Source organism: Brucella sp. NBRC 12950 (genome assembly GCF_030268145.1).
Lineage (GTDB): Bacteria > Pseudomonadota > Alphaproteobacteria > Rhizobiales > Rhizobiaceae > Brucella.
Genome location: NZ_BSQC01000026.1, coordinates 12,553 through 34,680 on the forward strand (window position 1 = coordinate 12,553; position 22,128 = coordinate 34,680).

Sequence of the window (22,128 nt, forward strand, 5' to 3'; positions counted from 1 at the left end):
GCTGCTCAAAGATAGACCTTGCGATGTTTTCGATTGGCCTCAGCGATGGCTTCTACCGTGCGTAAGGCTGCAACGTTGTCTTCCCCGGAACAAAGCCAATCAAAATTTCCGCCGATTGCGTCCACAAACTGTTCAACCGTTGAATGATAAGGGTCGCCCTCGCGCACCGGTGTGAGTTCATTTCGGTTCCCAACCCTTCGTATCAAAGTAGCAGGGCCTTTGCTGTTTAGGGTACCATGCGCGGTTAGCGACCCGTGATCCCCCATCAAAATCACTAAGCTTTCGATTTCCGCAATTTCGAAACTCTCAAATGCCTGAAATATTACGCCGTCTGACATGTGGATGGCGTAGCAGTTTTGATCCGTGCTGGCGCTTGCTTCAATCGGTAACGCCACGACTTGTTCGGGTTCTTTTCCAGTGAGAAACCGTGCCAGATCAACATCGTTGACTGTGATGTCAAGAAGCATGTCGCCCGGACGCCTTTCCTCGGTCATTCTGCGATTGGCAGGGGCATGGAAAGGCGCACCCCGAACGATCTGGATTGCACGCAGGATTCCTATTTCTCCTTCGCGTACCAGACGGTGCATCGTCTGATGAATAGAAGATGCACGATGGGGTTGATTTACCACAAGTGAGATGCCCGATTGCAGACATGTGGCAACCAGTTCGGCTGCACCCTTGCTCGTACTGGCAATCGGGCCGTCACAAAGAATGTGTTTTCGTGCTGCCGAAGCCGCCATGACATAATGACGCCTCCTGTCGCGGGCCGCGCTGACATATGCGAACGCAACCTCCGGATCGCTGAGTGCGCGCCGGGCGCTCGTTGCAGTATGATCAATTCCTGTATCCTCGGAGAAGAACTGCGCATATTGTTTGTCGCGACTGACCACCCAGCGTGGCTGGTGACCAAGCGTCCGGATCGCAGACACCATATACTCAGTTGCGATGGTGCCTGTGCCCATCACAGCCCATCCTGTCTTATCCGTCACATGCACGACTGATACCCTTCTTTTCTCTGAAACTGAACGGCTCAATGATGACAGACAAGTTCGCACACCATTGATATCTATCTCATTGTGACGTAAGATTGGCGTCATATCGCTTCATGCGGCAGAGGAGGCAAACTTGGATTATATCGGTGGTGACAAGGCTGTCCTAGCATCAAATCTCAGGACATTGTGCGATCGCCACGGTTCGGTGGCAGCCGTTTGCCGAAAGCTCAATGTCAATCGTCAGCAATTCAACAAGTATCTGTCAGGTACCCACGCACCGTCAGCGACCAACCTGCGCATTATTGCAAATTATTTTGGTCTGAGTGTTCCTATTCTCTTCGCCGATCCTGACGAATTCAGGACCCTAGTAGATGGGAATTTCTTCCATGCAATGGCGACCGCGCGTCAACTTCCCGAATTTTCGCGGTTCGTTTCCAATCTGATTGTAGAGAGTAATTCAGATCACAATGATATTGTGGGAGTCTACGACCGGTATCAGTTCTCCTCCATTTATAAAGGTTTCGTTCTACGATCGGCGTTCTGCATTTATCGGAACAAAGAGTTCCTGCAACATTATTACGTTGAGCGATTTCCCAGCTTCGATGACCCGCGCAAGATAGAGTATATATTCAAATATTACGGCTTCTGTATTCCCGTCGCCGATCGGTTATTCACGGCTGATTTCGAAGGTATTCAGTCAAATGAGCTAACTTTTGGGGTTTATGCGCAGGTCAAAAGAAACTCCAAAAAATTCATGTTCGGAATCTCTAGTGGGATCGCCGCCACCGTATTCCGGCAGCCATATTCGACCAAAGTGGCACTCCACTACCGCGGTCCAGGGCTTCTAAAACGCGAGCATCTTGATGATTTGACTGTTATGGATCGTAACGACCCCTCAATACCACGCGAGGCACTGCAATATTTGGGTGATGGCTCCGATATGATACAGATGAGTTAACGCCAATTGGGTGGGCGGCGGCCTGTCCGCCGCCCGCAGTTGCCTGGGAGGCCTTATGGGTGTAGCTCAACAGCGAGCCAGACGCTGTCAGAATTGGCATAATACCGATGCCAAGGATATGTCCACTCGTTATCCCCGGTAACGCGGCAGAATGGATCGTGAGAATAGCCAACTGGCATGACAACATCCTCATATAGAGTCGTGTGATCCCGCTCGGTAAACTTCTGCATCCTACCAATTCCGTGGATCTGAGTATGTGTTTCCAGAAAAGGGTGCTCGTTGTGAATGAAGCAGTCTGTATCGCCAGGCGACCACCAGAGATTCAGTTTCAGTGTGAATGTCTGCGGCTTCTCGGCTGACTGCCGCTCATTGGTGAAGACTTTTGGGTCGAGTGTAACGGTACCGATTTCGTCCTGTGGCGAAATATAAAGCGGTGTGTCGCGCGGAAAGCTGCGTATCCTGTTTCCGAGCCAGTCCCATCCACGAAAACCACAACCGCCGAGGTTCGTCGGTTGTACGACTTTAATAATGGCTGCGCGCTCAGCTGACCTGATAACTCCCCCAACCAGCATTGTGGACTTCCAGGCAGGAACAATCGCCGGATGCTCGCTGCCTGTTACCATCGGAGTTCCGCTCAGATTAATAACGACACCATCGGTGACCTTATAGTCTACCACATTCTCAACCAGTACAGCGCTGATGAAGTCATCCGCAAAAGCGAGCTTTCTTGTCTCGTTTGTCAAAATCCAGGCCTCCCATTTCAGGCTATAATTTCCTTGAAATAGCAAGCCATACAGCGAACCGCCTTAAAATTGCGCGAAGAAGTTTATTGCGGCGCATTGTGACGCAATAAAAACGCCGTTCCGCGCCTACCTGGCACCATTTACCCATATGAGAATTTTGCCAGCATATGAATGTAAGAAATTCTCCAGACTCAGCAAGTAAACAAAAAAAGGCTGGAAATCCGATTAGCGGGGAAGTATTCCGAACCGATACGACGCGTTGTGTGCGTCATTCCGCGCCAACCATCCTATTCCTGCGAAGTTGCCGCTCATCACAGTACGGCCAACAATGGGATCGTCACGGGAGGGATAAAATTGCATAACCCTCAGCGTCATTGAATTATAACGATTACTAAGAGGGTCGAATTATGAAACTCACCGGCGGCCAGGTTGTAGCAAAGGCCTTGAAAGATTACGGTATCGAGTATGTAGCCGGCGTCCCAGGCCATGGCATCTGGGCACTTTTTGATGCCTTTCTTGAAGAAGGTTCACAAATTCCGTTTATCCAGGTCATGCATGAACAAAGTGCGGTCCATATGGCCGACGGTTATTACCGTGCTTCTGGAAAACCGATGGCATGCTCAACGTCTGTTGGGCCTGGTGCTGCAAATACGATTATTGGGCTTGCGACCGCTTATACAGATTCGACCTCAGTCTTTTATGTCTCCGGCTCGCCTCAGACCTATATGCATGGTCATGGAACCATGCAGGAACTCGAACGTCAGCAGGACAACGCATTTGCCCGCATTACAGAACAGGTAACAAAGCGTGCATGGCAAGCCAATTCGGTCGAGGTGCTTCCCAGCATTATGCACCGCGCCTTCAGTGAGCTGATGACCGGTCGCCCAGGTCCTGTCCACGTCGAAGTGCCGATGGATGTACAGGTTGAAGCTGCTGATGTCACTATTCACCCGCTCGAAAAGCGTCTTCCAATCGGCGTTGCTTACCCGGATCCAAAAGCAATCGACGCTGCCGTGAAAGTGCTGCTAAGCGCAAAGCGCCCGGTTATTGTTGCCGGTGGCGGTGCGATAACCGCGAACGCATCCGAAGAACTGACCCGCCTCGCCGAAAAAGTTGGTGCTGCAGTCTCCATCACCTGGAACGGTAAGGGCGCGATTTCGGAAGATCATGAACAGTTCATCGGCGCTGTTGGTCAGACTGGCACTACATGCGGCAACGAAATTACCGCATCGGCTGACGTTGTTGTTTCCGTCGGCTGTCGTTTCACCGATTGGTCGGCTTCATCCTATGCGAAGGGCGTATCGTTCTCGATTCCATCAGCAAAGCTGATCCACATCGATCTGGACCCTCGCGAGATCGGCAAGAATTACGAGACCGAAGTCGGTATCGTTGCAGATGCCAAAGTCACGCTCGGCGCTATCCTGGCACTTATCACCGATGAAGCCTCCCGGGAGGCGCTTGCGCGCACCGAACCCTTCCAAAGCGATGTTCAGAAATCAAAAGCTGAATGGCGTGCCAAAGTTGAACCGCGTGAAAACAGTCGTGAAACACCGTTTACTTCGCAGCGCCCGATTGTTGCTCTTCGAAAAGTGCTTGACCGCAACGGTATTGTTGTTGCTGGATCAGGTAACACGCAAGGCTCAGTTAAGCAGAGTTTTACTGTGTTCGAGCCGCGCACCCATCTGACATCTGGTTCTTATTCGCCTATGGGTTGGGCTGTTCCGGCAGCGATGGGTGCAAAACTTGCATGTCCTGACCGCCAGGTTGTCGCAATCGTCGGCGATGGTGACTTCATGATGTCCCTGCCAGAAATGGGCACCGCAGTAATGAATGGGATTAATGTTGTATTCCTCGTTCTCAATAACCAGGGCTACATGTCGATCCGCGGCGGGCAGCGTAAGTTTACCGGACGCCATATCGCTTCTGAATTTAATCACCATGCTGGCAACGGCGCACCGTATTCCGCTGATATTGCTGCTTCGGCACGAGCCTTTGGCCTTCAGGCATGGAAAGTCGAGAAAGACGAAGATCTTGAGATCAGCTTGAAAGCTGCATTGGAATGTGGCGGGCCTGCACTGGTTGAAGTCATTGTATCTCGCGACGCTGCTGGTCCATTTGCGACTGGCTGGTGGGATTTCCCATCGCCTGCATATTATGAAAAAGAACAGGCCGCCTACGCAGAAATGCGAGTTCGCGAACAGCATCTCTAATTTGTAGTGGCGCGCAGAGCGCGCCACTTTTCCTCCTTTATCCTTTCCAATGCGGCGCTGCGCGCGCCCGCAAATGAAGAGCTATTGTCATGATCAGGCACATCAAAGCCGCAAATACCACGCTCATCGGCGCCAACGATGCTTCGGTCACCCGCGCCGTCGAAGAACTACTTGCCAAAGTGGAAAAGGGTGGCGACCGCGCTGTCCGCGAACTATCTGTCCAGTTCGACAAATTCGATCGCGAGAACTATCGCCTGACAAAAGCTGAAATCGAGCAGTGTATCAATTCGCTGACGTCCCAGGAGCGCGAGGACCTGGACTTTGCGCAGGATCAAATCCGCAATTTTGCAGAGGTGCAGAAAAGCGCTCTTCAGGATATTGAGGTTGAGACAATCCCGGGTGTTATCCTCGGTCACAAAAACGTACCCATCGCGAATGTTGGCTGTTATGTCCCGGGCGGAAAATATCCCCTGCTCGCCTCAGCCCATATGACTGTTCTGACGGCGCGCGTCGCTGGCTGTGATCGCGTCATTACATGCGCGCCACCTTTCCAGGGTAAAATCGCTGAAAAGATTGTTGCTGCTCAAGCACTTGCCGGTGCTGATGAAATCTACACGCTTGGCGGTGTTCAGGCAATCGCCGCAATGGCTTATGGTACCGAAAGCATCGACCCGGTCGACATGCTGGCGGGTCCTGGCAACGCTTATGTTGCTGAAGCAAAACGTCTCTTGTTTGGTCGTGTAGGCATTGATCTTTTTGCTGGACCAACAGAAACACTGGTCATCGCTGATGATACCGTGGACGGCGAGATCGTTGCAACCGATCTGCTTGGACAGGCAGAGCATGGCGTAAACTCGCCGGCTGTGCTGATTACCAATTCAGAAAAGCTCGCTCGTGATACTCTTTCAGAGATTGACCGCCTTCTTGGTATCCTCCCAACCGCCGCCATTGCTGCGAAAGCATGGGAAGATTATGGCGAAATCATTCTCTGCGATACCATTGATGAAATGGTATCTGAGGCCGATCGCGTTGCGTCGGAACATGTTCAGGTTATGACTGCCGATCCGGATTACTTCCTGAACAATATGAAAAACTACGGTGCGCTTTTCCTCGGCGCGCGCACTAATGTGGCATTTGGTGACAAGGTGATTGGCACCAACCATACGCTGCCTACCAATAAGGCCGCGCGCTACACTGGCGGCCTATGGGTCGGAAAGTTCCTGAAAACCTGCACCTATCAGAAGGTCCTGACTGACGAGGCTTCGGCTAAAATCGGTTCCTATGGATCGCGTCTGTGCCTGATGGAGGGGTTCGCGGGCCATGCCGAGCAGGCCAATATTCGTGTCCGCCGTTATGGCGGGAAAAATGTCGGATACGCGATGGCGGCGGATCCCATCTAAAAGCTTCGCGCAAGAGTTCGGTAAGAGCCCGCGTTAAACCAACCAGAGAGGATTATAGAATGTCTAAGATAATTCCGGCCGTGATTGCGGCCGCCATGCTGTTGCCAGGTACAGCACATGCAGAAGGTACTATTGAAGTCCTTCATCACTGGGTCTCAGAAAGTGAAGTTGATGCCCTGAACGTTATCCGGAAGGATCTCGAAACAAAGGGTTACAAATGGAAGGATTCAGCAGTTGGTGGCATGAGTGGCGCAAATGCGCAACAGGCTCTTCGTTCCCGCCTCACCGCAGGGGACCCGCCTGGAGCAATGCAGTTTCTCGGCTGGGAGGGCGTTCAGTGGGCTGAGCAGGGAGTCGTGAGAGATCTCAACGAGCAGGCCGCAGCAGGTGGCTGGAGGGAGGCGCTTCCACCACAGCTTCTCCCGTTCGTTACCTCCGGAGACGCTTTCATTGCAGCTCCGATCAATATGCATCGTCAGAACTGGGTATGGGCTAATAAGAAAGTTTTTGATGATGCAGGCCTGAGTGTTCCAAAAACTTGGGCCGAACTGATCGAAACGGGAAAGAAGCTCAAAGAGAAGGGCATTGTCCCGATTGCGATGGGTGACGAGCCCTGGCAGATCGGCATTATCTTTGACGCTTTGCTGACCGATCTTAACGGACCGGAGTTCTATCAGAAGGCTGCAATCGAGCTCGACCCTGTTACGCTTGGTAGCCCGGAAATGATCAAGGTCTTTGATACCCTGCGTGAAGTCCGTGGCCTGGTCGATGATAACTTTGTGGGGCGCGACTGGGCGGTTGCGACTGGGATGGTTACAGACGGCAAAGCCGGCATGCAATTTATGGGTGACTGGGCTAAAGGTGAATTTTTGGCCAAAGGTCTCAAGCCCGGGCAGGACTTTCTCTGCTTCGCGACGCCAGCCCCTGTTACGTCTTTCCAGTACATTATCGACAGTTTCGGCATGTTCACAGTTAAGGACGAAAACGTGCAGAAGGCTCAGGTCGCACTCGCAGAGACGATCATGGATCCGAAAATCCAGAAGGATTTTAATCTGATCAAGGGCGCAATTCCTGCGCGCGTGGATGTGTCAGTCGATGAATTTGACGACTGCGCCAAAACCGGGTTCACGGAACGTGCAACTGCGATCGAAAAAGGCAGCATGCAAGGCGCTTTAACCCACGGTTTCGCGGCTAAACCCGAATTTGCCGCCGTCTTCAGCGACGTCGTCTCTGACTTCTTTGTCGGAAATAAGAGTTCCGAAGACGCGGTGAAATCTCTGGTTTCCGGCATCGATAACGCCCGCTGACCCTACTTTCGACAACAAAGGGCCGGGCGCTATCGTCCGGTCTTCCCTGAATTGTCATGGAGCTGAACCATGAGTGCCTCCACGCGCGCTAAGACACGCCTCGCAGACTGGCTCCCGCGCCTCGTCGTCGCCCCCAGCCTGCTTGTTGTCATCGTTACCGTTTACCTGTTCATTTTGTGGACGGGCCTAATATCTGTAACCTCTTCAAAATTTGTACCCATCTATGATTTTGTAGGACTGGAACAGTATTTCAGACTTTGGTCTACGCCACGATGGCATACCGCAGTCGCGAACCTGTTTATTTTTTCCGCACTTTTTTTGGTTCTTTCAACGGGACTGGGGCTTCTTTTAGCCATCCTGCTTGACCAGAACATCCGCGCGGAAGGTGCTTTACGCGCCATTTACCTCTATCCGATGGCCTTATCGTTCATCGTCACCGGGACTGCATGGAAATGGATTATGAACCCAGGCCTTGGCATCCAGAAGGTTGTAACCGACCTCGGATGGACATCGTTTCGCTTTGACTGGATAACCGACCCGAAAATGGCAATCTACACGGTGGTTATTGCTGGGGTTTGGCAATCCTCCGGTTTTGCTATGGCAATTTTCCTGGCGGGGCTGCGTGGCATAGATAACTCCGTTATAAAGGCAGCCCAAATAGAAGGTGCCACTCTGCCGCTGATCTACCGGCAGATCATCATACCTATGCTGCGACCGGCTATGCTAAGTGTGATAGTGCTTCTCAGCTATATTGCGATCAAGAGCTTTGATCTTGTGCTTGCGCTCACGAACGGGGGACCTGGTTCGGCAACTGAACTGCCCTCAACTTTCATGTTTTCAGCGACTTTTCGCCGTAATCAAATGGGTGTGGGTGCAGCGAGCGCAGTGATGATGCTGATGACCGTTACTGCAATCATTGTTCCTTATCTTTACTCCGAATTGCGGGAGCGGAAAAATGGCTGAAGCAAGATCGCAGGCCCAGTCTTTGAAAATCGGTCGGCTGGTCCTTTATTCCGGACTTTTTCTGGTTGCCCTGGTTTATCTTATGCCGCTCTGGGTGATGGTTGTGACCTCGCTGAAGCCCCTCGATGAGATTTACAGCGGGTCATTCATTGGCGTTCCTCAGTCCTTTACCCTCGATGCCTGGCGTTCAGCATGGTCGCAAGCCTGTATTGGAACCGAGTGTACCGGGCTGAAGCCATATTTCCTGAATTCGTTACTTATGGTCATTCCAGCCGTAATCCTTTCGACAGGAATTGGGGCGTTGAATGGTTACATCCTGACCAAATGGAAGTTCAGAGGAGCCAACCTGGTTTTTGGATTGTTGTTGTTTGGTTGCTTTCTGCCCTATCAGGCGATCCTCATCCCGATGGCAAGAATGCTCGGTGTTATGGGGCTTGCCGGCACTATTCCTGGACTGATTTTCGTTCACGTTGCCTACGGCATTTCCTTCACGACGCTGTTTTTCCGCAATTACTTCGTTACGCTTCCGGATGAACTCACAAAAGCCGCCATGGTCGACGGTGCGGGCTTCTTCCGCATTTTCTGGAGCGTCATTCTGCCAACGTCCATTCCCATTATCGTTGTTTCCTGCATTTGGCAGTTCACGCAGATATGGAATGACTTTCTGTTCGGCGTTTCGTTCACTGCTGGCTCAAACAGCCCGGTGACGGTCGCACTTAACAACATCGTCAATGTCACAACTGGCCGGAAACAATACAATGTCGACATGGCAGCGGCAATGATCGCGGCTATCCCTACTTTGTTCGTTTATGTAGTCGCTGGGCGCTATTTCGTGCGTGGCCTGACGGCTGGTGCTGTGAAAGGCTGATATCATGTCTACTCTTGAAATCGATCGCGTACGCAAGGCGTATGGAGAACTCGAAGTTCTGAAGGAAGTCTCTATCTCTATCGGTACGGGTGACTTTCTCGTACTGTTAGGCCCTTCGGGTTGCGGTAAGTCTACGCTTTTGAATATGATCGCAGGACTGGAAGAGATCACGGCCGGAGAAATCCGCATCGCTGATAAGGTCGTCAACGATCTCTCGCCGAAAGATCGAGACATTGCCATGGTGTTTCAATCCTATGCTCTTTATCCAACCATGACGGTTCGCCAGAACATTGAGTTCGGTATGAAAATCCGAAGGATTTCAGCACAGGAACGTGATGAAGCAGTTCAGAAAGCAGCTGATCTTTTACAGATAACTCATCTTCTGGATCGAAAGCCATCGCAACTCTCGGGCGGTCAGAGGCAACGTGTCGCTATGGGGCGTGCTATCGTCCGACAGCCAAAACTGTTCCTTTTTGACGAGCCTCTTTCTAACCTTGATGCAAAACTGCGCGTGGATATGCGAACAGAGATCAAGCGTCTGCATGCCCGGCTTGGTACGACGATTGTCTATGTTACGCACGACCAGATTGAAGCAATGACACTGGCAACCCGTGTAGCAGTCATGAAAGATGGAATCGTCCAGCATCTTGATGAGCCACAAAAGGTCTATGACCGCCCCGCAAATGTCTATGTAGCGCGTTTTGTTGGTTCACCGGCAATGAATATCATACCTGGTGTTCTTGACGTGCGCGGTGAAGAAACCGGAGCGCTTGTCGAGATACCGGGGAAAACCCAAGGGCGTATTACCGGCATCACGCTATCGCCTGCAGCAAAACACAAATACCACGGAAAGAAACTCCTAGTTGGTATTCGACCAGAAAATTTTTCTGTGTCTGCAGCGAGCCAGCACGCGCTTAACGTCGATGTCGATGTTGTTGAACCAACGGGACCCGACACTCTCGTCGTTTTCCACTTGGGTGGTGTCGAGGTAACGGCCCGACTTGCACCGAATCTGGTGAGTGCGGGACAGGAGGCTCATCTCAGTATAGATGCTACCAAAGTTGTCCTGTTTGACGCTGATACCGAAGCACGGATTGATTGAGGAAAGTCATGGCACAGGATGCGGACGTAGTCATTATAGGTTCCGGCGTTGGCGGGGCATCACTCGCCGCCAGTCTTGCTCCCTCCGGCCGGAGAATTGTAATTCTGGAACGTGGTCATCACCTGACCGATAGTAAAGAAGCGCGTGACGATGTCGCGATTTTCCAGCACGGTCATTATCGCTCCAATGAAGAATGGCTCGGGACAGACGGACAAAGTTTCCTTGCGAACAACTACTACTATGTAGGTGGAAATTCGAAATTTTTCGGTGCGGTTATGTATCGCTATCGAAAAGAGGATTTTGATGCTCGCCCTCATCTGGAAGGAAGTTCGCCGGGCTGGCCAATGCGCTACGAGGATCTTGCTCCCTGGTACGACAAAGCGGAACAGTTCTTTAGAGTTCGGGGCAGCGTCGACCAGGACCCGACAGAACCCGAACACGCTGCCCCCTATGCCTATCCGCCCGTCCCGGACGAAGCTTCAATCGCTGCGGTTCGCAACCGGCTGAAGAAGGCCGGCATTCATCCTGCAAGTCTGCCTCTGGCAGTTGATATTGAGGAGTGGCTCAAGCGTGCGCCAACGGGTTGGGATGCGTTTCCCAATACGGGCCTGGGGAAAGTCGATGCTGAAATCGGCCCCCTGGCGCGAGCACTTGAATTTCCCAATGTCGAACTCATAACAAACGCGCAGGTTCTGCGTCTTGACACTGACGAAGCCGGAACCAGAATTGTTAGTGCTTTGTACCAGAAGGACGGAAGGCAGCATCGCATAACTGCGGACAGGTTTGCGGCTGCCGCTGGTGCGGTTCAAACGGCAGCACTGCTGCTTCGTTCTGCAAACGCACATCATCCGACCGGGCTGGCAAACAGCTCCGATCAACTCGGACGCAATTTTATGAATCACAACACAACGGCCATGCTGGTTCTTGACTTCAGAAAAAATGCTTCGGTTTATCAAAAGACAATTGGCTTCAACGACTTCTATAATGCAGACAATGAGTACGGTGCGCCGCTGGGGAATGTTCAGCTTCTGGGCCATATTACTGGCAATATTCTCCGTGCAAATTTCCCCGTGCCCGCACCTTCCTGGTTAATAAATCTGATCGCGCGCCAGGCCTATGGCTGGTTTCTTACCAGTGAGGACCTTCCCAACCCGGAGAGCCGAGTGATGGTAAAAGATGACCACATCGTCGTGAACTGGATCCGCTCAAATATGCGTGCGCATGAGGCGCTGATAAAGAAAACAAAACAGGTCATGCGAAAGGCCGGTTTCCCTGTTGTGCTGACCCACACTTTTGGGCGCAAAACGACTTCGCATCAGTGTGGTACGGCTCGATTGGGTGACAACCCGCAAACTTCGGTTGTCGATCTGAACTGTCGCAGCCACGATATCGGCAATCTATACATTACCGACGCTTCAATTCTGCCGACATCTGCAGCCGTGAACCCCGCTTTGACGGTTTCTGCTCTGGCGATAAAAGCGGGTGCGGCAATCATCGGGAGGTAGCATGCGGCTATTTGAACTCGGATCGGCACGATGGGGCATCCGTCCGTCATCTGTAAAAGATAAGACTTATGATTATATTGTGGTCGGTGGCGGTTCGACGGGATGCGTCGTTGCCTCCCGTCTTTCGGAAGACCCGAATGTCGATGTCCTCCTGCTGGAAGAAGGGCCCGCTGACACAAGCCCCTACATTCACATACCCGGTGCCTACTATAAGACCGCGCAGGGACCGTTGCTCAAGCGGATGGAATGGGAGTCGACGCAACAACAGACGCGGGACACATCGCCGACGATGGTACAGGCCCGCGTGCTCGGGGGGGGCAGCTCTGTTAACGCAATGATCTACATACGGGGAAATCCGCAGGATTATGAGCAGTGGGTTGCCGCAGGTGCTGTTGGCTGGGGCTATGAAGACGTTCTGCCCTTCTTCAGAAAGGCTGAGAACAACAATCGATTTGCCGATGCCGTTCATGGCACAGATGGCCCACTAGGCGTCTCAGATATCGACCATATTCATCCGCTCACGAGAGCGTGGTTGCAGGCCTGTCAACAGGCGGGACTTCCTTATAATCCGGACTTCAATTCGGGCGACCAGAAGGGTTGTGGTCTCTACCAAATCACGGCGCAAAATGGACGCCGAAGTTCAGCAGCTGTTGCCTATATAAAGCCTGCCCGTAAGCGCAAAAATCTCCACATTGTTACGGGATGCACCGTCACCCGGGTGTTGGTCGAGCGCGGTCGTGCGATCGGTGTCGAATGTCTTGATGGCAACAACCGGACCCTGATTCATGCGCAGCGAGAAGTGATAGTAAGCGCGGGTGCTATCGCAACGCCTAAATTGCTGATGCTCTCCGGCATTGGTCCGGAACAGGAGCTTGAGCGTCATGATATAGTTGTGAAGAAGAACCTTCCTGGCGTCGGTCAGAACTTGCAGGATCATATCGAAATATCACTTGTGTACCAGCTCAATGGCCCTCACAGCTATGACAAGTACAAGAAACTGCACTGGAAAGCCGCAGCCGGGCTCAATTACGCGCTTTTCGGCGGCGGTCCTGCATCCTCCAACCTGATTGAGGGTGGAGCCTTCTGGTGGGGTGATCGTGCTGAAAAAATTCCGGACATCCAGTATTTTATGGTTGTCGGAGCCGGAATTGAAGAGGGCGTCGATGCCGTTCCAGGGGGCAATGGATGTACAGTCAATCTGGGCCAGATACGTCCACGTTCGAGGGGCGAAGTGACTTTGAGGAGTAATGACCCGTTGGCTAACCCACGCGTGGCGCCGCGTTATTTTTCGGATCCCTATGACCTCGAAGCAATTACCGACGGAACGATGAACGTTCTTGATATAATGGCGCAGCCAGCGATCGCCAAATTTCTTCAAACACGCCATACACCGCCGTCAAAGATTAGCACACGCGACGACATCCGGGCCTTCTGTCAGAAGGATGCTCATGCCGCGCTGCATCCGTCCGGAACATGTCGAATGGGCCACGATGAGTACGCTGTCGTAGATTCAAAGCTAAAAGTGCATGGAATTGACGGCCTTCGTGTTGCAGATGCATCGGTCATGCCAACATTGATTTCCGGAAATCCAAACGCGGTTTGTATTATGATTGGAGAACGCGTAGCCGACTTTATCAAAAACAGCAATTAGCCAGTCAAGCGTTGACGAATTGGTGCGACGATCCGCTGCCCACCCTTGAATACTTGGGTGTGGCAGCTTTTTTATATACCATCAGCGTAAAGTGCTACACACGGCGATGTGCAAGCATAGTTGGCCATCTAACCGATTTTTTCACAATATCCTAGTGCAGCTTGCCTGATAAACGCTTCAAAATCCGCAAGTGGAAGCAGTTAGTGCTTCATATCGCGTCTCTTATTTGCAGGCAGCGAAGTCGTGCCAAGGCAGGGGAAAGCGGTAAGACTTTTCAGATTTCATCCAGGGGAACAAGATGACCAGAATGAGCACACGCATCTCACTTATCGCATCTGCACTTGCACTCACCGTCGCCGCCATAGCCAGCCCGGCGCTTGCTGAATATAAAGGCCTCCCGCGCACGTTCCTCTGGAACCCGGGAACAACCGACATGGTAGACACCACTCCCTACAAAAAAGAGGGACCCTATACGATCGGCTTTTCTAATGCTTCGCAGTCGGACCTTTGGCTGGTAACATTTTCTCAGGGTGTACAACATCAGATTGGCCAGCATAAGGACGTTGTTAAGAAATTTATTATGACGGATGCCAATTCGGATCCGGCGAAGCAGATTTCCGATATTCAGGATCTTATGAACCAGGGAATTGACCTGCTGATTGTAAATCCCGCAACAGCCGATGCGCTGAATCCTATTCTTGGTCGCGTTATGCGGCAGGGCATTCCCGTTGTCACAGTCGCGCGTCGCGTTGAAGACAGCGAGAATTTCGTTTCCTTCGTAACAGCTTCTGATGCGGCGCTGGCACGCAGCTGCGCAAGCTGGGTTGCCGAGAAACTCGGCGGCAAGGGTAAAATCGTCCTTCTACCCGGTCTTGCAGGTTCAAGCCCAGCTGAAGCGCGCCTGGCCGCCGCAAAAGAAGTCTTCGCGCAGTTTCCCGAAATTGAGATCCTGGATACCCAATACTCGGGCTGGAGCCCTGCCAATGGCAAGCAGATCATGTCAGCAATGATCCAGCGCTTTGGCAAAGAAATCCAGGGTGTCTGGTCTGATAGCGGCCTTCAGGCTTCGGGTTCGGTTGAAGCGTTTCTCAATGCGGGTTACAAGCCAGAGGAAATTCCGTTGCATACTGGCGGCGACATGAACGGAATGTATAAGTTGGCAGTGAACAACAAATTCCCATTCTGCGGCGCGGATTATACACCATCAATGGGCATCAAAGCCGTCGATGTTGCCATTGACGTCCTCAAGGGTGCATCAGTCCCGAAACAGGTTGATGTGAATTTCCAGATTGTTGTCTCGGAAGGCGATGAGACGGCATCTGTGAAGGCTGACGTCCCTCTCAAGGATTATGTCGCAATGGACAAGCCAGATGACTTCATCATGGGTCATGGGATGGGCCCCGATTACGATCCAAAAACCTTCAAGGCAGATCTTCCAAACTAATAGGCCAGCATCGGATTGGCTGACGCCACCCGCATGCGGGTGGCGTCAATGTATTGGGGAGTGATATAGACGAATGCTTCTAGAACTGAAAAAGATCGAAAAAGGGTTTCCCGGGGTCCGTTCGCTCGATGGTGTCGATTTTACCGTACGAGGTGGTGAGGTTCACGCGCTTGTCGGTGAAAACGGGGCTGGCAAATCGACCCTCATGAAGGTCCTCTCCGGGATCTACCGTCCTGATGCGGGTACAATTTTATTGGATGGGGAAGAACGCTACTGGCGTACCCCAGGCGATGCGATCAGCGCGGGTATTCATGTTATTCATCAGGAGCTCATGCTGTTTCCCGACAGAACAGTAGCAGAAAACATCTTCCTTACGAACCCACCAAGAAACCGCTTGGGGCTTCTGGATATCTCGCTAATGACCGAGAAGGCAGGTGCTTTACTCGATCGTCTTGGACATCACATCGATCCTCGCACACGGATCAGGGAACTCAGTGTTGCTGACCAGCAGATGGTGGAGATTGCAAAGGCTCTTTCCGCTGATGCTCGTCTTCTGGTTCTTGACGAACCCACTGCTGTTATTTCCGGACGAGAAGCGGATCTCCTGTTTGAGCGGGTTGAACGACTTCGCAATGAAGGTGTAGGCATAGTTTATATCTCCCATCGCCTCGAAGAAATCTTCCGCCTCTCAGACCGGATCACAGTTCTAAAGGATGGTCGGCATGTGGCGACGGTGGCAACCGCGGACACGGACCGTGACAGACTTGTATCGCTCATGGTTGGTCGGGAGCTCGCGGACATTTATCCTGTGCGCCGTGACTTTGTCCCAAAAACTGAGCCCGTACTATCCGTTCGAAATCTGATGGCCGGCCCGCGGGTCAAAAATGTCAGCTTTGATCTTTATCCAGGTGAAATTCTTGGAATAGGTGGCCTAGTGGGCGCCGGGCGTTCAGAAGTGGCGCATTCTATTTTCGGTTCCGGAGACTGCGGGAATGGAGATGTTCGGCTCTCTGGCTCGAACTACGCACGTCGCACACCGCTAAAGTCTATTCAGTCTGGTATCGGCTTCGTTACCGAAGATCGAAAAGGAGAAGGCGTATTGATGTTGCTCGATTGCGCCCGCAATATCTCCGCCCCTGATCTGACCTCTTTCGCAAAGGGAGGATTTATCGATAAGGCGAAAGAAGAAACTGTCGCCGCGGAGGAAATTTCTCGTTTTCGTATCGCAATACCCGGTCCCCGATACATGGTCCGCAATCTTTCGGGCGGCAACCAGCAAAAAGTGCTGCTGGCGCGGTGGGCGCGCGCGTGTCGAAATGTTCTTATTCTAGATGAACCGACGCGCGGAGTGGATGTCGGTGCAAAAGTGGAGATTTACCGGTTTATTCGAGAACTGGCGGACGTTGGGGTCGCCATTTTGATGATCTCCTCGGAATTAAATGAACTGGTCGGAATGTCCGACCGTGTCATGGTTATGCGTGAGGGAACAACCATGGGTACATTAACAGCAGATGAAATCTCCGAGGCATCGGTGATGGCTCTGGCAACTGCAGAGATTGCGGAACGGGGCGCACTGGTATGAACCGTATAAAGTCAGTTCGAATGACCTCCAATCCGTCCTTAACGATTGCTCTGCTTGCTCTGGCCGCTCTGATCGCAACAGGATTAACAATGAGCGACCGGTTTGGAACCTTTCGCAATTTCGCTAACCTTCTGGAACAATCTGCGCCGCTTGGTATTCTGGCACTGGGACAAATGCTCGTCGTTCTGGCGGGCGGGATTGATCTGTCAATCGGAGCGATCGTAACGGCAAGTGCGGTTGTGATCGCGACGTTTTGCAAGGCCTATCCGGAGCTGGCGCCACTGATCATTGTTGCGACCTTGTTTCTTGGCATCTTGTTGGGTGCGATTAATGGTTTTATCATAAATCAGACCGGCGTTCATCCGCTCATCGTAACACTCGGGACTTCGTCAGCAATCAACGGACTGGTTCTTCTCTATACGATGCGACCAGTGGGCAGCGTTCCTATATGGCTTGAAGATTTCACTTACGGAGCAACTCTTGGTGTACCCAATGTCGCAATTGTTATGTTTGTGGTCTTTATAGCCGTTGCCATTTTTCTCAGACGTACCGCAACGGGACACGCTGTTTATGCAGTAGGTGGCAACGACGTTGCCGCAACGGCTGCGGGCCTGTCGGTTAAGCGTATCACTCTACTGGTGTATAGCGCTTCAGGTTTTCTCGCAGCCTTGGCTGGCGTCTATTTTGCAAGTCGCACAGGCACCGGAGATCCGCGAGTTGGAGACGCAATGACACTTGCTTCCATTACGCCTGTCGTCGTGGGAGGAACAGTCCTGGGCGGCGGTGTCGGCGGTGTATTCGGCACTTTCGTTGGTGTGGCACTGGTAAGTGTTCTCGGCAATGTCCTGAACTATATGAACGTATCGACTTTTGTCCAATGGGTCATTCAGGGAATCGTCATCCTCGCAGCGGTATCACTATACGTCGATCGGAACAGAAAGATATGACAACCAGTTCCCATGCGCTCAACCTTAACAGACTGGCTACTCCAGCTATCGTGTTGCCGATAGTTCTGATCACGTTGCTGGTACTAGCAGGACTCGTTCAGCCGTCTTTCGTGTCGCCGCGAAACCTGCAAGATATTCTTACTCAGGCAGCCCCGTTGTGCATCGTTGTGATCGGCCAGACCTTTGTCATTCTGGTTCGAGGCCTCGACCTCTCTGTCGCCTCAGTAATGGCAACGGTCGCGGTCATCGCAACGGCTTTCAACACGACTGATAACGCATTCGTTCCACAAATAGTCCTGCTTTCATTAACTCTCGGACTACTGGTTGGACTGATTAACGGTTATCTTGTTGTCAAACGCAATGTGTCTCCATTTCTGGCAACGCTCGCCATGATGACTGTTCTGCAAGGAGGCCGGTTTTACTATACCCAAGGTGCGCCAGGCGGCAGCCTGCCGACGTCTTTACGTTATTTGGGAGCCGGTCATCTGTGGGGAGTTCCGGTTAATCTGATTGTCGTTGCAATTGTCCTGGCTGTTGCAGCAATTCTTCTGTCCAAGTCTATACTGGGGCGGAAAATCTATATCGTCGGGGGCAATTCCCGCTCTGCGGAACTGGTTGGAATACGGTCTGATCGCATCACTATTTTCTGCTATGTGACGAGCTCCGTTCTTGCGGCTCTGGCCGGTCTTGTATTAGTCGGCTTCGTCGGAAGTGTGGATAACTGGGTCGGCCGCGGGTATGAATTGGATTCGATCGTCGCCGCGGTTATCGGAGGTATTGCGCTGACTGGCGGGCGGGGCTCACCTTTGTATAGTGTCCTCGGTGCGATCGTGCTCATGGTGACGTTTAACTTCGTCATTATCGTCGGACTGCCAGTTCAGGCACAATTCATCATCAAAGGTGTAGTGATTATCGCTGCCGCTGCTCTGTTTCGCAAAATTGCGGCATCATGATCTACCCGCTTACGATCGGCAAATTCTGGAATAATATATTCCGCACTTACTGCGGAATATATTATTTTTTGGGAAAGCCTCTCCAAGTGCACCATGCCGTTGATGAGGCTATCTGATTATGCTGCGTCCTGCAAAAGGGAGGCGAACACTTCAGCAAGTGTCTTGAATCCAAGACACTTGCATGGGGTTGCGTTGAGATCATGGGCGAGGGCAGTCAACTGAGCCCGGCCGACGTGCGCCAGATCCGTGTTGCTGGGTAAATACCGTCTAATGCGCTTGTTGATGTTCTCAATGGCGCCTTTCTGCCATGGTGAGTGGGGTTCGCAAAACCAGCTTTTAGCTCTAAGAATAGCAATTTGACACCCAATTTCCTCCATGGCTAACCACATGAATTCGTTGGCATGTTGCAGTTTAAAACAGAATGTACCTGCACAATGACACTTATAAGATAAAAACTAAATTTGAGATGCACTTTCATTAAGTGAAAAGGCGTGCATTCAAGTTCATTCCGATACCAACCGAAAATCTGCTTGCTTTGCCTGAATTTGACGAGTTAGGTGATAAAACTGTCGGGCCATCTGGAATGATAAGAGATTTTGCCGAGGGACTGATTCAAAACAGCCGCCGACCCATTCTTTGATGATTACGTTTTTTTGTCATACTGCCAATTATGTTGCCAAAATCATAAATCAACTACTCAACTGGTACTAATTAGAATGGCCAGTTCGTTGGTTGCCAAGACAACAGTATACCGATACCTGGCATTGTGGCGATCTTGTCCATAGATACCAGATGCAACGAACGAAATCTGCAATCCCTCGCCCGGCAAGACTTCTATGTGAGTTTCACTGATTGGTTTATCGTAAATGGTAGCGGGAGCTGAACCCTCCCGTCGCGCTGCCTCGACTTTCACAAGCATCTCATTTCCCCTCCGTATGATTCACCGCAATTGCAAGGTACCAAAAAATTGGGCTTCGCGCATCAATGTAGCGAAGGAGTTTTCGTGGCGGTCAAAAGCAAAGGTCGCCGAGACGACCGTCTAAACAATTTATATCATTAGGAAAAAAGGGTGGGCGATGCGAGACTCGAAATCCCGACATCTTCGGTGTAAATGGCCTCGCGGCAGTTCCTGAAATTTAACTACAATCACTAAGATAGTATTTCAATTTTATTACAACTTCATCGTTGCTATTCGCTACAATTCTGCTCAACTCGCTGACTGAAAGGTGATTATTGGCTGCTAGGGTTTAAGGTGCCACTAACTAAAAATGATGTCGCAGGATTGCAGTCGAACTCAATTATTTGGGATTCGGGACGAGGTAGTGTGGCTGGCTTTGGTGCGTGACGCCAGCGTGCGGAACAGGTCTACATTGTGAATTACTATTTAAGGGGCAGAGCGCGCTGGGTATCAATCAGTAAGTTCGGTGTGGCTTGGACGGTTGAAACAGCTCGTGTGGAAGACAACGTATTTTGAGCTAGGTATCTATCGGTATTGATCCAGCAAAATAGCAGAATGGATTGAAAGTGGCGACAAAGCCATCAAAAGTCTCTGAGCTTTGCAAGCAATAAATGCTGGCGGCAGAAGCTGGCGCCGTTTTGACACGTTCTAATCGCCCTAAAAAGCATCGACCATTGAGACAGATTAAGGTTGAATTGCCCGGCACTTTAAAGGCACCTTTGGGGCAAGCGGCCGTTGTTGATGTAGATCCGCGGATTGTCAAACGTTTGATACACGATACCACGGTTGGAAAAAACGAAGGCTGACACTAAGACAAAGAAACGCGGACTTTCGGTGGTAACTGGTGGAGCTAGTACGGCAGCACGCAAGGCTGATATGCTCTCGTGCATTATGACGTGGGCGGTCGATGAAGGTTTGATCCAAATTAACTTAGTTCATCGTGTTCGCAGATTTCGAGCGCAACCAAAGCAGCTTTTTTTGGGCGAGAAAGAATTTGCGCAACTTGGTAAAGTTCTGTGATTAGGTAGCTGCAATGAATTTCATACATATGCTAATAAGATTGTTGAGCTTTAAAGCTCGAACAGGTTGCTGATTAAGTGAAATATCGGGTGTTCGGCGGCAAGAATTCGACGCCGATCAAAAATGTTTAATACTTGCAGATACGAAACAGGTCAGAGCATTCGCGCGTACGGTTTTATACTATTCGCGCTGACCATGGCATGCTGCGGCCAATTTCGGGGGAAGCATTGTAGCTGCTCCACAATATTAGTGCATTCAGCCGCTCCAATTCCGTAATTTGCTCTTTCAGTCAGGCTGAAGTGCGGAAAGGCGCTGGGCCAGATCCTCGCCTATGATCAAACCTTCTGTCTCGGTTTTTGCCCGGTTGGCGTGTCGCCGCTCGCCGGGCAATCGCACAGCGGGATCGGAATGAAGATGCGAAACTAAGTCCGCGAACCGCTCCATTGCATTGTTCCCCGATGTGGCTTCAGGAGATAACACCAGCAGAAACTGACCGGCATTGGAACTCGCAGCACCGGGATAGGCGGAAGACCGGTCTTCAAAACCGAAAGCGGCGCCCGTCATGGCCGCCGCCATCACTTCGACCATCATGGCAATCGATGCTCCCTTGTGGCCACCAAATGGCAGCAAGGGTCCTCCCGCCATAATTTCGGAAGCGTCCGTGGTAGGAACTCCGTTGCGCGTCAGCCCCACACCATCCGGCAATTTCTTGTTCTGCTGGGCATGAAGCCGTACATCCCCGAGCGACAGCAAGCTTGAAGCCTGATCGAACGTGACTGCGCTGCCTTTCCCGTCGGGAAACGAAAAAGCCATGGCATTCGTACCGATCAACGCTTTGCTTGCGCCATAGGGGGCCATACGTGGCCGCGAATGGATGAAGTTGAAAGCAACGAAACCCATCTCTGCCAAGGGCTCGATGTCACACCATAAAGCACCGATATGATGGGAATTGCGTGCACAGAGCGCAGCCATGCCTTCACGCAGAGCCATCTCAACAAGTTGCTCGCGTGCAAGCTTCCCTGCGACAGGAGTGAAGCCATTATTGCCTTCCACGCGTAAAAGACCGCTTCGGACTTTTACAATGTCGGGCAGGGCAGCGGGATCTGCCCATCCCGCCCGGATGGAAGCGATATGATCGGGAAGGCGTGCCAAGCCATGACTGCGCACGCCGTCACACTCAGCACGCACAAGGCAGTCCGCAATAATGTCGGCAACACGATCCTTGGCGCCGTGTTTGAGCAAGATGGCCCGAACAAACTGCAGGGCTTCATCTTTTGACATGTGTCTGTTCATGGGATTGTCCGTGGATGTGATATCTGAGTTTCTTCCTGCGCTGGATACCTTGCTTCATACCGTTATTTCCAGCAAATTCTGTGGCATCTCTATCATAGCAAGTCATGGGCTTTCAGATTTGCGTCGCATACCATAAAATTAGAATAATACTCTTTGTATTCGGTATTATATAATATTTGATACCAAGCAGTTCTGGCTCACCTATGTCATTAAAACGTTTGATTTCTAATAG

At 51.5% G+C, this 22,128-nt stretch carries 17 protein-coding genes and 1 pseudogene; 14 read left to right on the top strand and 4 right to left on the bottom strand.

From position 1 onward, the window contains the following. Window positions 1-5: 5 nt before the first annotated feature. Complete coding sequence (locus QSJ70_RS26495) at window positions 6-995, bottom strand: Gfo/Idh/MocA family protein (RefSeq protein ID WP_285541100.1); 990 nt, start codon at window positions 993-995, stop codon at window positions 6-8. A 130-nt stretch (window positions 996-1,125) separates the two neighbouring features. On the opposite strand from QSJ70_RS26495, the gene QSJ70_RS26500 reads away from it, so the two are divergent. Then, window positions 1,126-1,950 carry a helix-turn-helix domain-containing protein gene (locus QSJ70_RS26500; protein ID WP_285541103.1) on the top strand — a complete coding sequence of 275 codons (825 nt, stop codon included), beginning with the start codon at window positions 1,126-1,128 and terminating at the stop codon, window positions 1,948-1,950. 53 nt (window positions 1,951-2,003) lie between these two features. Here QSJ70_RS26500 and QSJ70_RS26505 read toward each other — a convergent pair whose 3' ends face one another. Next, window positions 2,004-2,693, bottom strand: a complete 690-nt coding sequence (locus QSJ70_RS26505; RefSeq protein ID WP_285541105.1) for a hypothetical protein — start codon at window positions 2,691-2,693, stop codon at window positions 2,004-2,006. 407 nt (window positions 2,694-3,100) lie between these two features. On the opposite strand from QSJ70_RS26505, the gene QSJ70_RS26510 reads away from it, so the two are divergent. The 12 genes from QSJ70_RS26510 (at window position 3,101) to QSJ70_RS26565 (ending at window position 18,625) form a co-directional block, all read left to right on the top strand. After that, window positions 3,101-4,903 carry a thiamine pyrophosphate-binding protein gene (locus QSJ70_RS26510; protein ID WP_285541107.1) on the top strand — a complete coding sequence of 601 codons (1,803 nt, stop codon included), beginning with the start codon at window positions 3,101-3,103 and terminating at the stop codon, window positions 4,901-4,903. A gap of 89 nt (window positions 4,904-4,992) precedes the next feature. Then, window positions 4,993-6,303, top strand: a complete 1,311-nt coding sequence (gene hisD, locus QSJ70_RS26515) for a histidinol dehydrogenase (protein ID WP_285541108.1) — start codon at window positions 4,993-4,995, stop codon at window positions 6,301-6,303. Window positions 6,304-6,362: 59 nt separating this feature from the next. Then, window positions 6,363-7,610 (top strand): ABC transporter substrate-binding protein, encoded by a 1,248-nt coding sequence (locus tag QSJ70_RS26520; protein ID WP_285541110.1) that lies wholly within the window; start codon window positions 6,363-6,365, stop codon window positions 7,608-7,610. 69 nt (window positions 7,611-7,679) lie between these two features. Further along, window positions 7,680-8,573: a carbohydrate ABC transporter permease gene (locus QSJ70_RS26525; RefSeq protein WP_285541112.1), complete on the top strand. Its 894-nt coding sequence runs from the start codon at window positions 7,680-7,682 to the stop codon at window positions 8,571-8,573. Next, window positions 8,566-9,441 carry a carbohydrate ABC transporter permease gene (locus QSJ70_RS26530; RefSeq protein WP_285541114.1) on the top strand — a complete coding sequence of 292 codons (876 nt, stop codon included), beginning with the start codon at window positions 8,566-8,568 and terminating at the stop codon, window positions 9,439-9,441. The genes QSJ70_RS26525 and QSJ70_RS26530 overlap by 8 nt, the downstream gene beginning before the upstream one ends. Before the next feature lie 4 nt (window positions 9,442-9,445). Then, entirely contained in the window at window positions 9,446-10,543 is a 1,098-nt protein-coding gene (locus QSJ70_RS26535) for an ABC transporter ATP-binding protein (protein ID WP_285541116.1), read from the top strand. An 8-nt stretch (window positions 10,544-10,551) separates the two neighbouring features. Then, entirely contained in the window at window positions 10,552-12,048 is a 1,497-nt protein-coding gene (locus tag QSJ70_RS26540) for an FAD-dependent oxidoreductase (RefSeq protein WP_285541119.1), read from the top strand. A gap of 1 nt (window position 12,049) precedes the next feature. Further along, complete coding sequence (locus QSJ70_RS26545) at window positions 12,050-13,699, top strand: GMC family oxidoreductase (protein WP_285541121.1); 1,650 nt, start codon at window positions 12,050-12,052, stop codon at window positions 13,697-13,699. 298 nt (window positions 13,700-13,997) lie between these two features. Then, window positions 13,998-15,143 (top strand): substrate-binding domain-containing protein, encoded by a 1,146-nt coding sequence (locus tag QSJ70_RS26550; protein WP_285541123.1) that lies wholly within the window; start codon window positions 13,998-14,000, stop codon window positions 15,141-15,143. A 73-nt stretch (window positions 15,144-15,216) separates the two neighbouring features. Then, window positions 15,217-16,725: a sugar ABC transporter ATP-binding protein gene (locus QSJ70_RS26555; protein WP_285541125.1), complete on the top strand. Its 1,509-nt coding sequence runs from the start codon at window positions 15,217-15,219 to the stop codon at window positions 16,723-16,725. Continuing rightward, entirely contained in the window at window positions 16,722-17,672 is a 951-nt protein-coding gene (locus QSJ70_RS26560; RefSeq protein WP_285541127.1) for an ABC transporter permease, read from the top strand. The genes QSJ70_RS26555 and QSJ70_RS26560 overlap by 4 nt, the downstream gene beginning before the upstream one ends. Beyond that, window positions 17,669-18,625: an ABC transporter permease gene (locus tag QSJ70_RS26565; RefSeq protein ID WP_285541128.1), complete on the top strand. Its 957-nt coding sequence runs from the start codon at window positions 17,669-17,671 to the stop codon at window positions 18,623-18,625. The genes QSJ70_RS26560 and QSJ70_RS26565 overlap by 4 nt, the downstream gene beginning before the upstream one ends. 116 nt (window positions 18,626-18,741) lie before the next feature. On the opposite strand, the pseudogene QSJ70_RS26570 reads toward QSJ70_RS26565, so the two are convergent. Then, window positions 18,742-18,969 (bottom strand): annotated as a pseudogene (locus QSJ70_RS26570) (transposase); the annotation flags it as partial. Between the two features lie 1,225 nt (window positions 18,970-20,194). Here QSJ70_RS26570 and QSJ70_RS26575 point away from each other — a divergent pair. After that, window positions 20,195-20,389 (top strand): hypothetical protein, encoded by a 195-nt coding sequence (locus tag QSJ70_RS26575; RefSeq protein ID WP_285541130.1) that lies wholly within the window; start codon window positions 20,195-20,197, stop codon window positions 20,387-20,389. A 499-nt stretch (window positions 20,390-20,888) separates the two neighbouring features. Here QSJ70_RS26575 and QSJ70_RS26580 read toward each other — a convergent pair whose 3' ends face one another. Beyond that, window positions 20,889-21,896 carry an Ldh family oxidoreductase gene (locus QSJ70_RS26580; protein WP_285541132.1) on the bottom strand — a complete coding sequence of 336 codons (1,008 nt, stop codon included), beginning with the start codon at window positions 21,894-21,896 and terminating at the stop codon, window positions 20,889-20,891. Window positions 21,897-22,128: the final 232 nt, after the last annotated feature.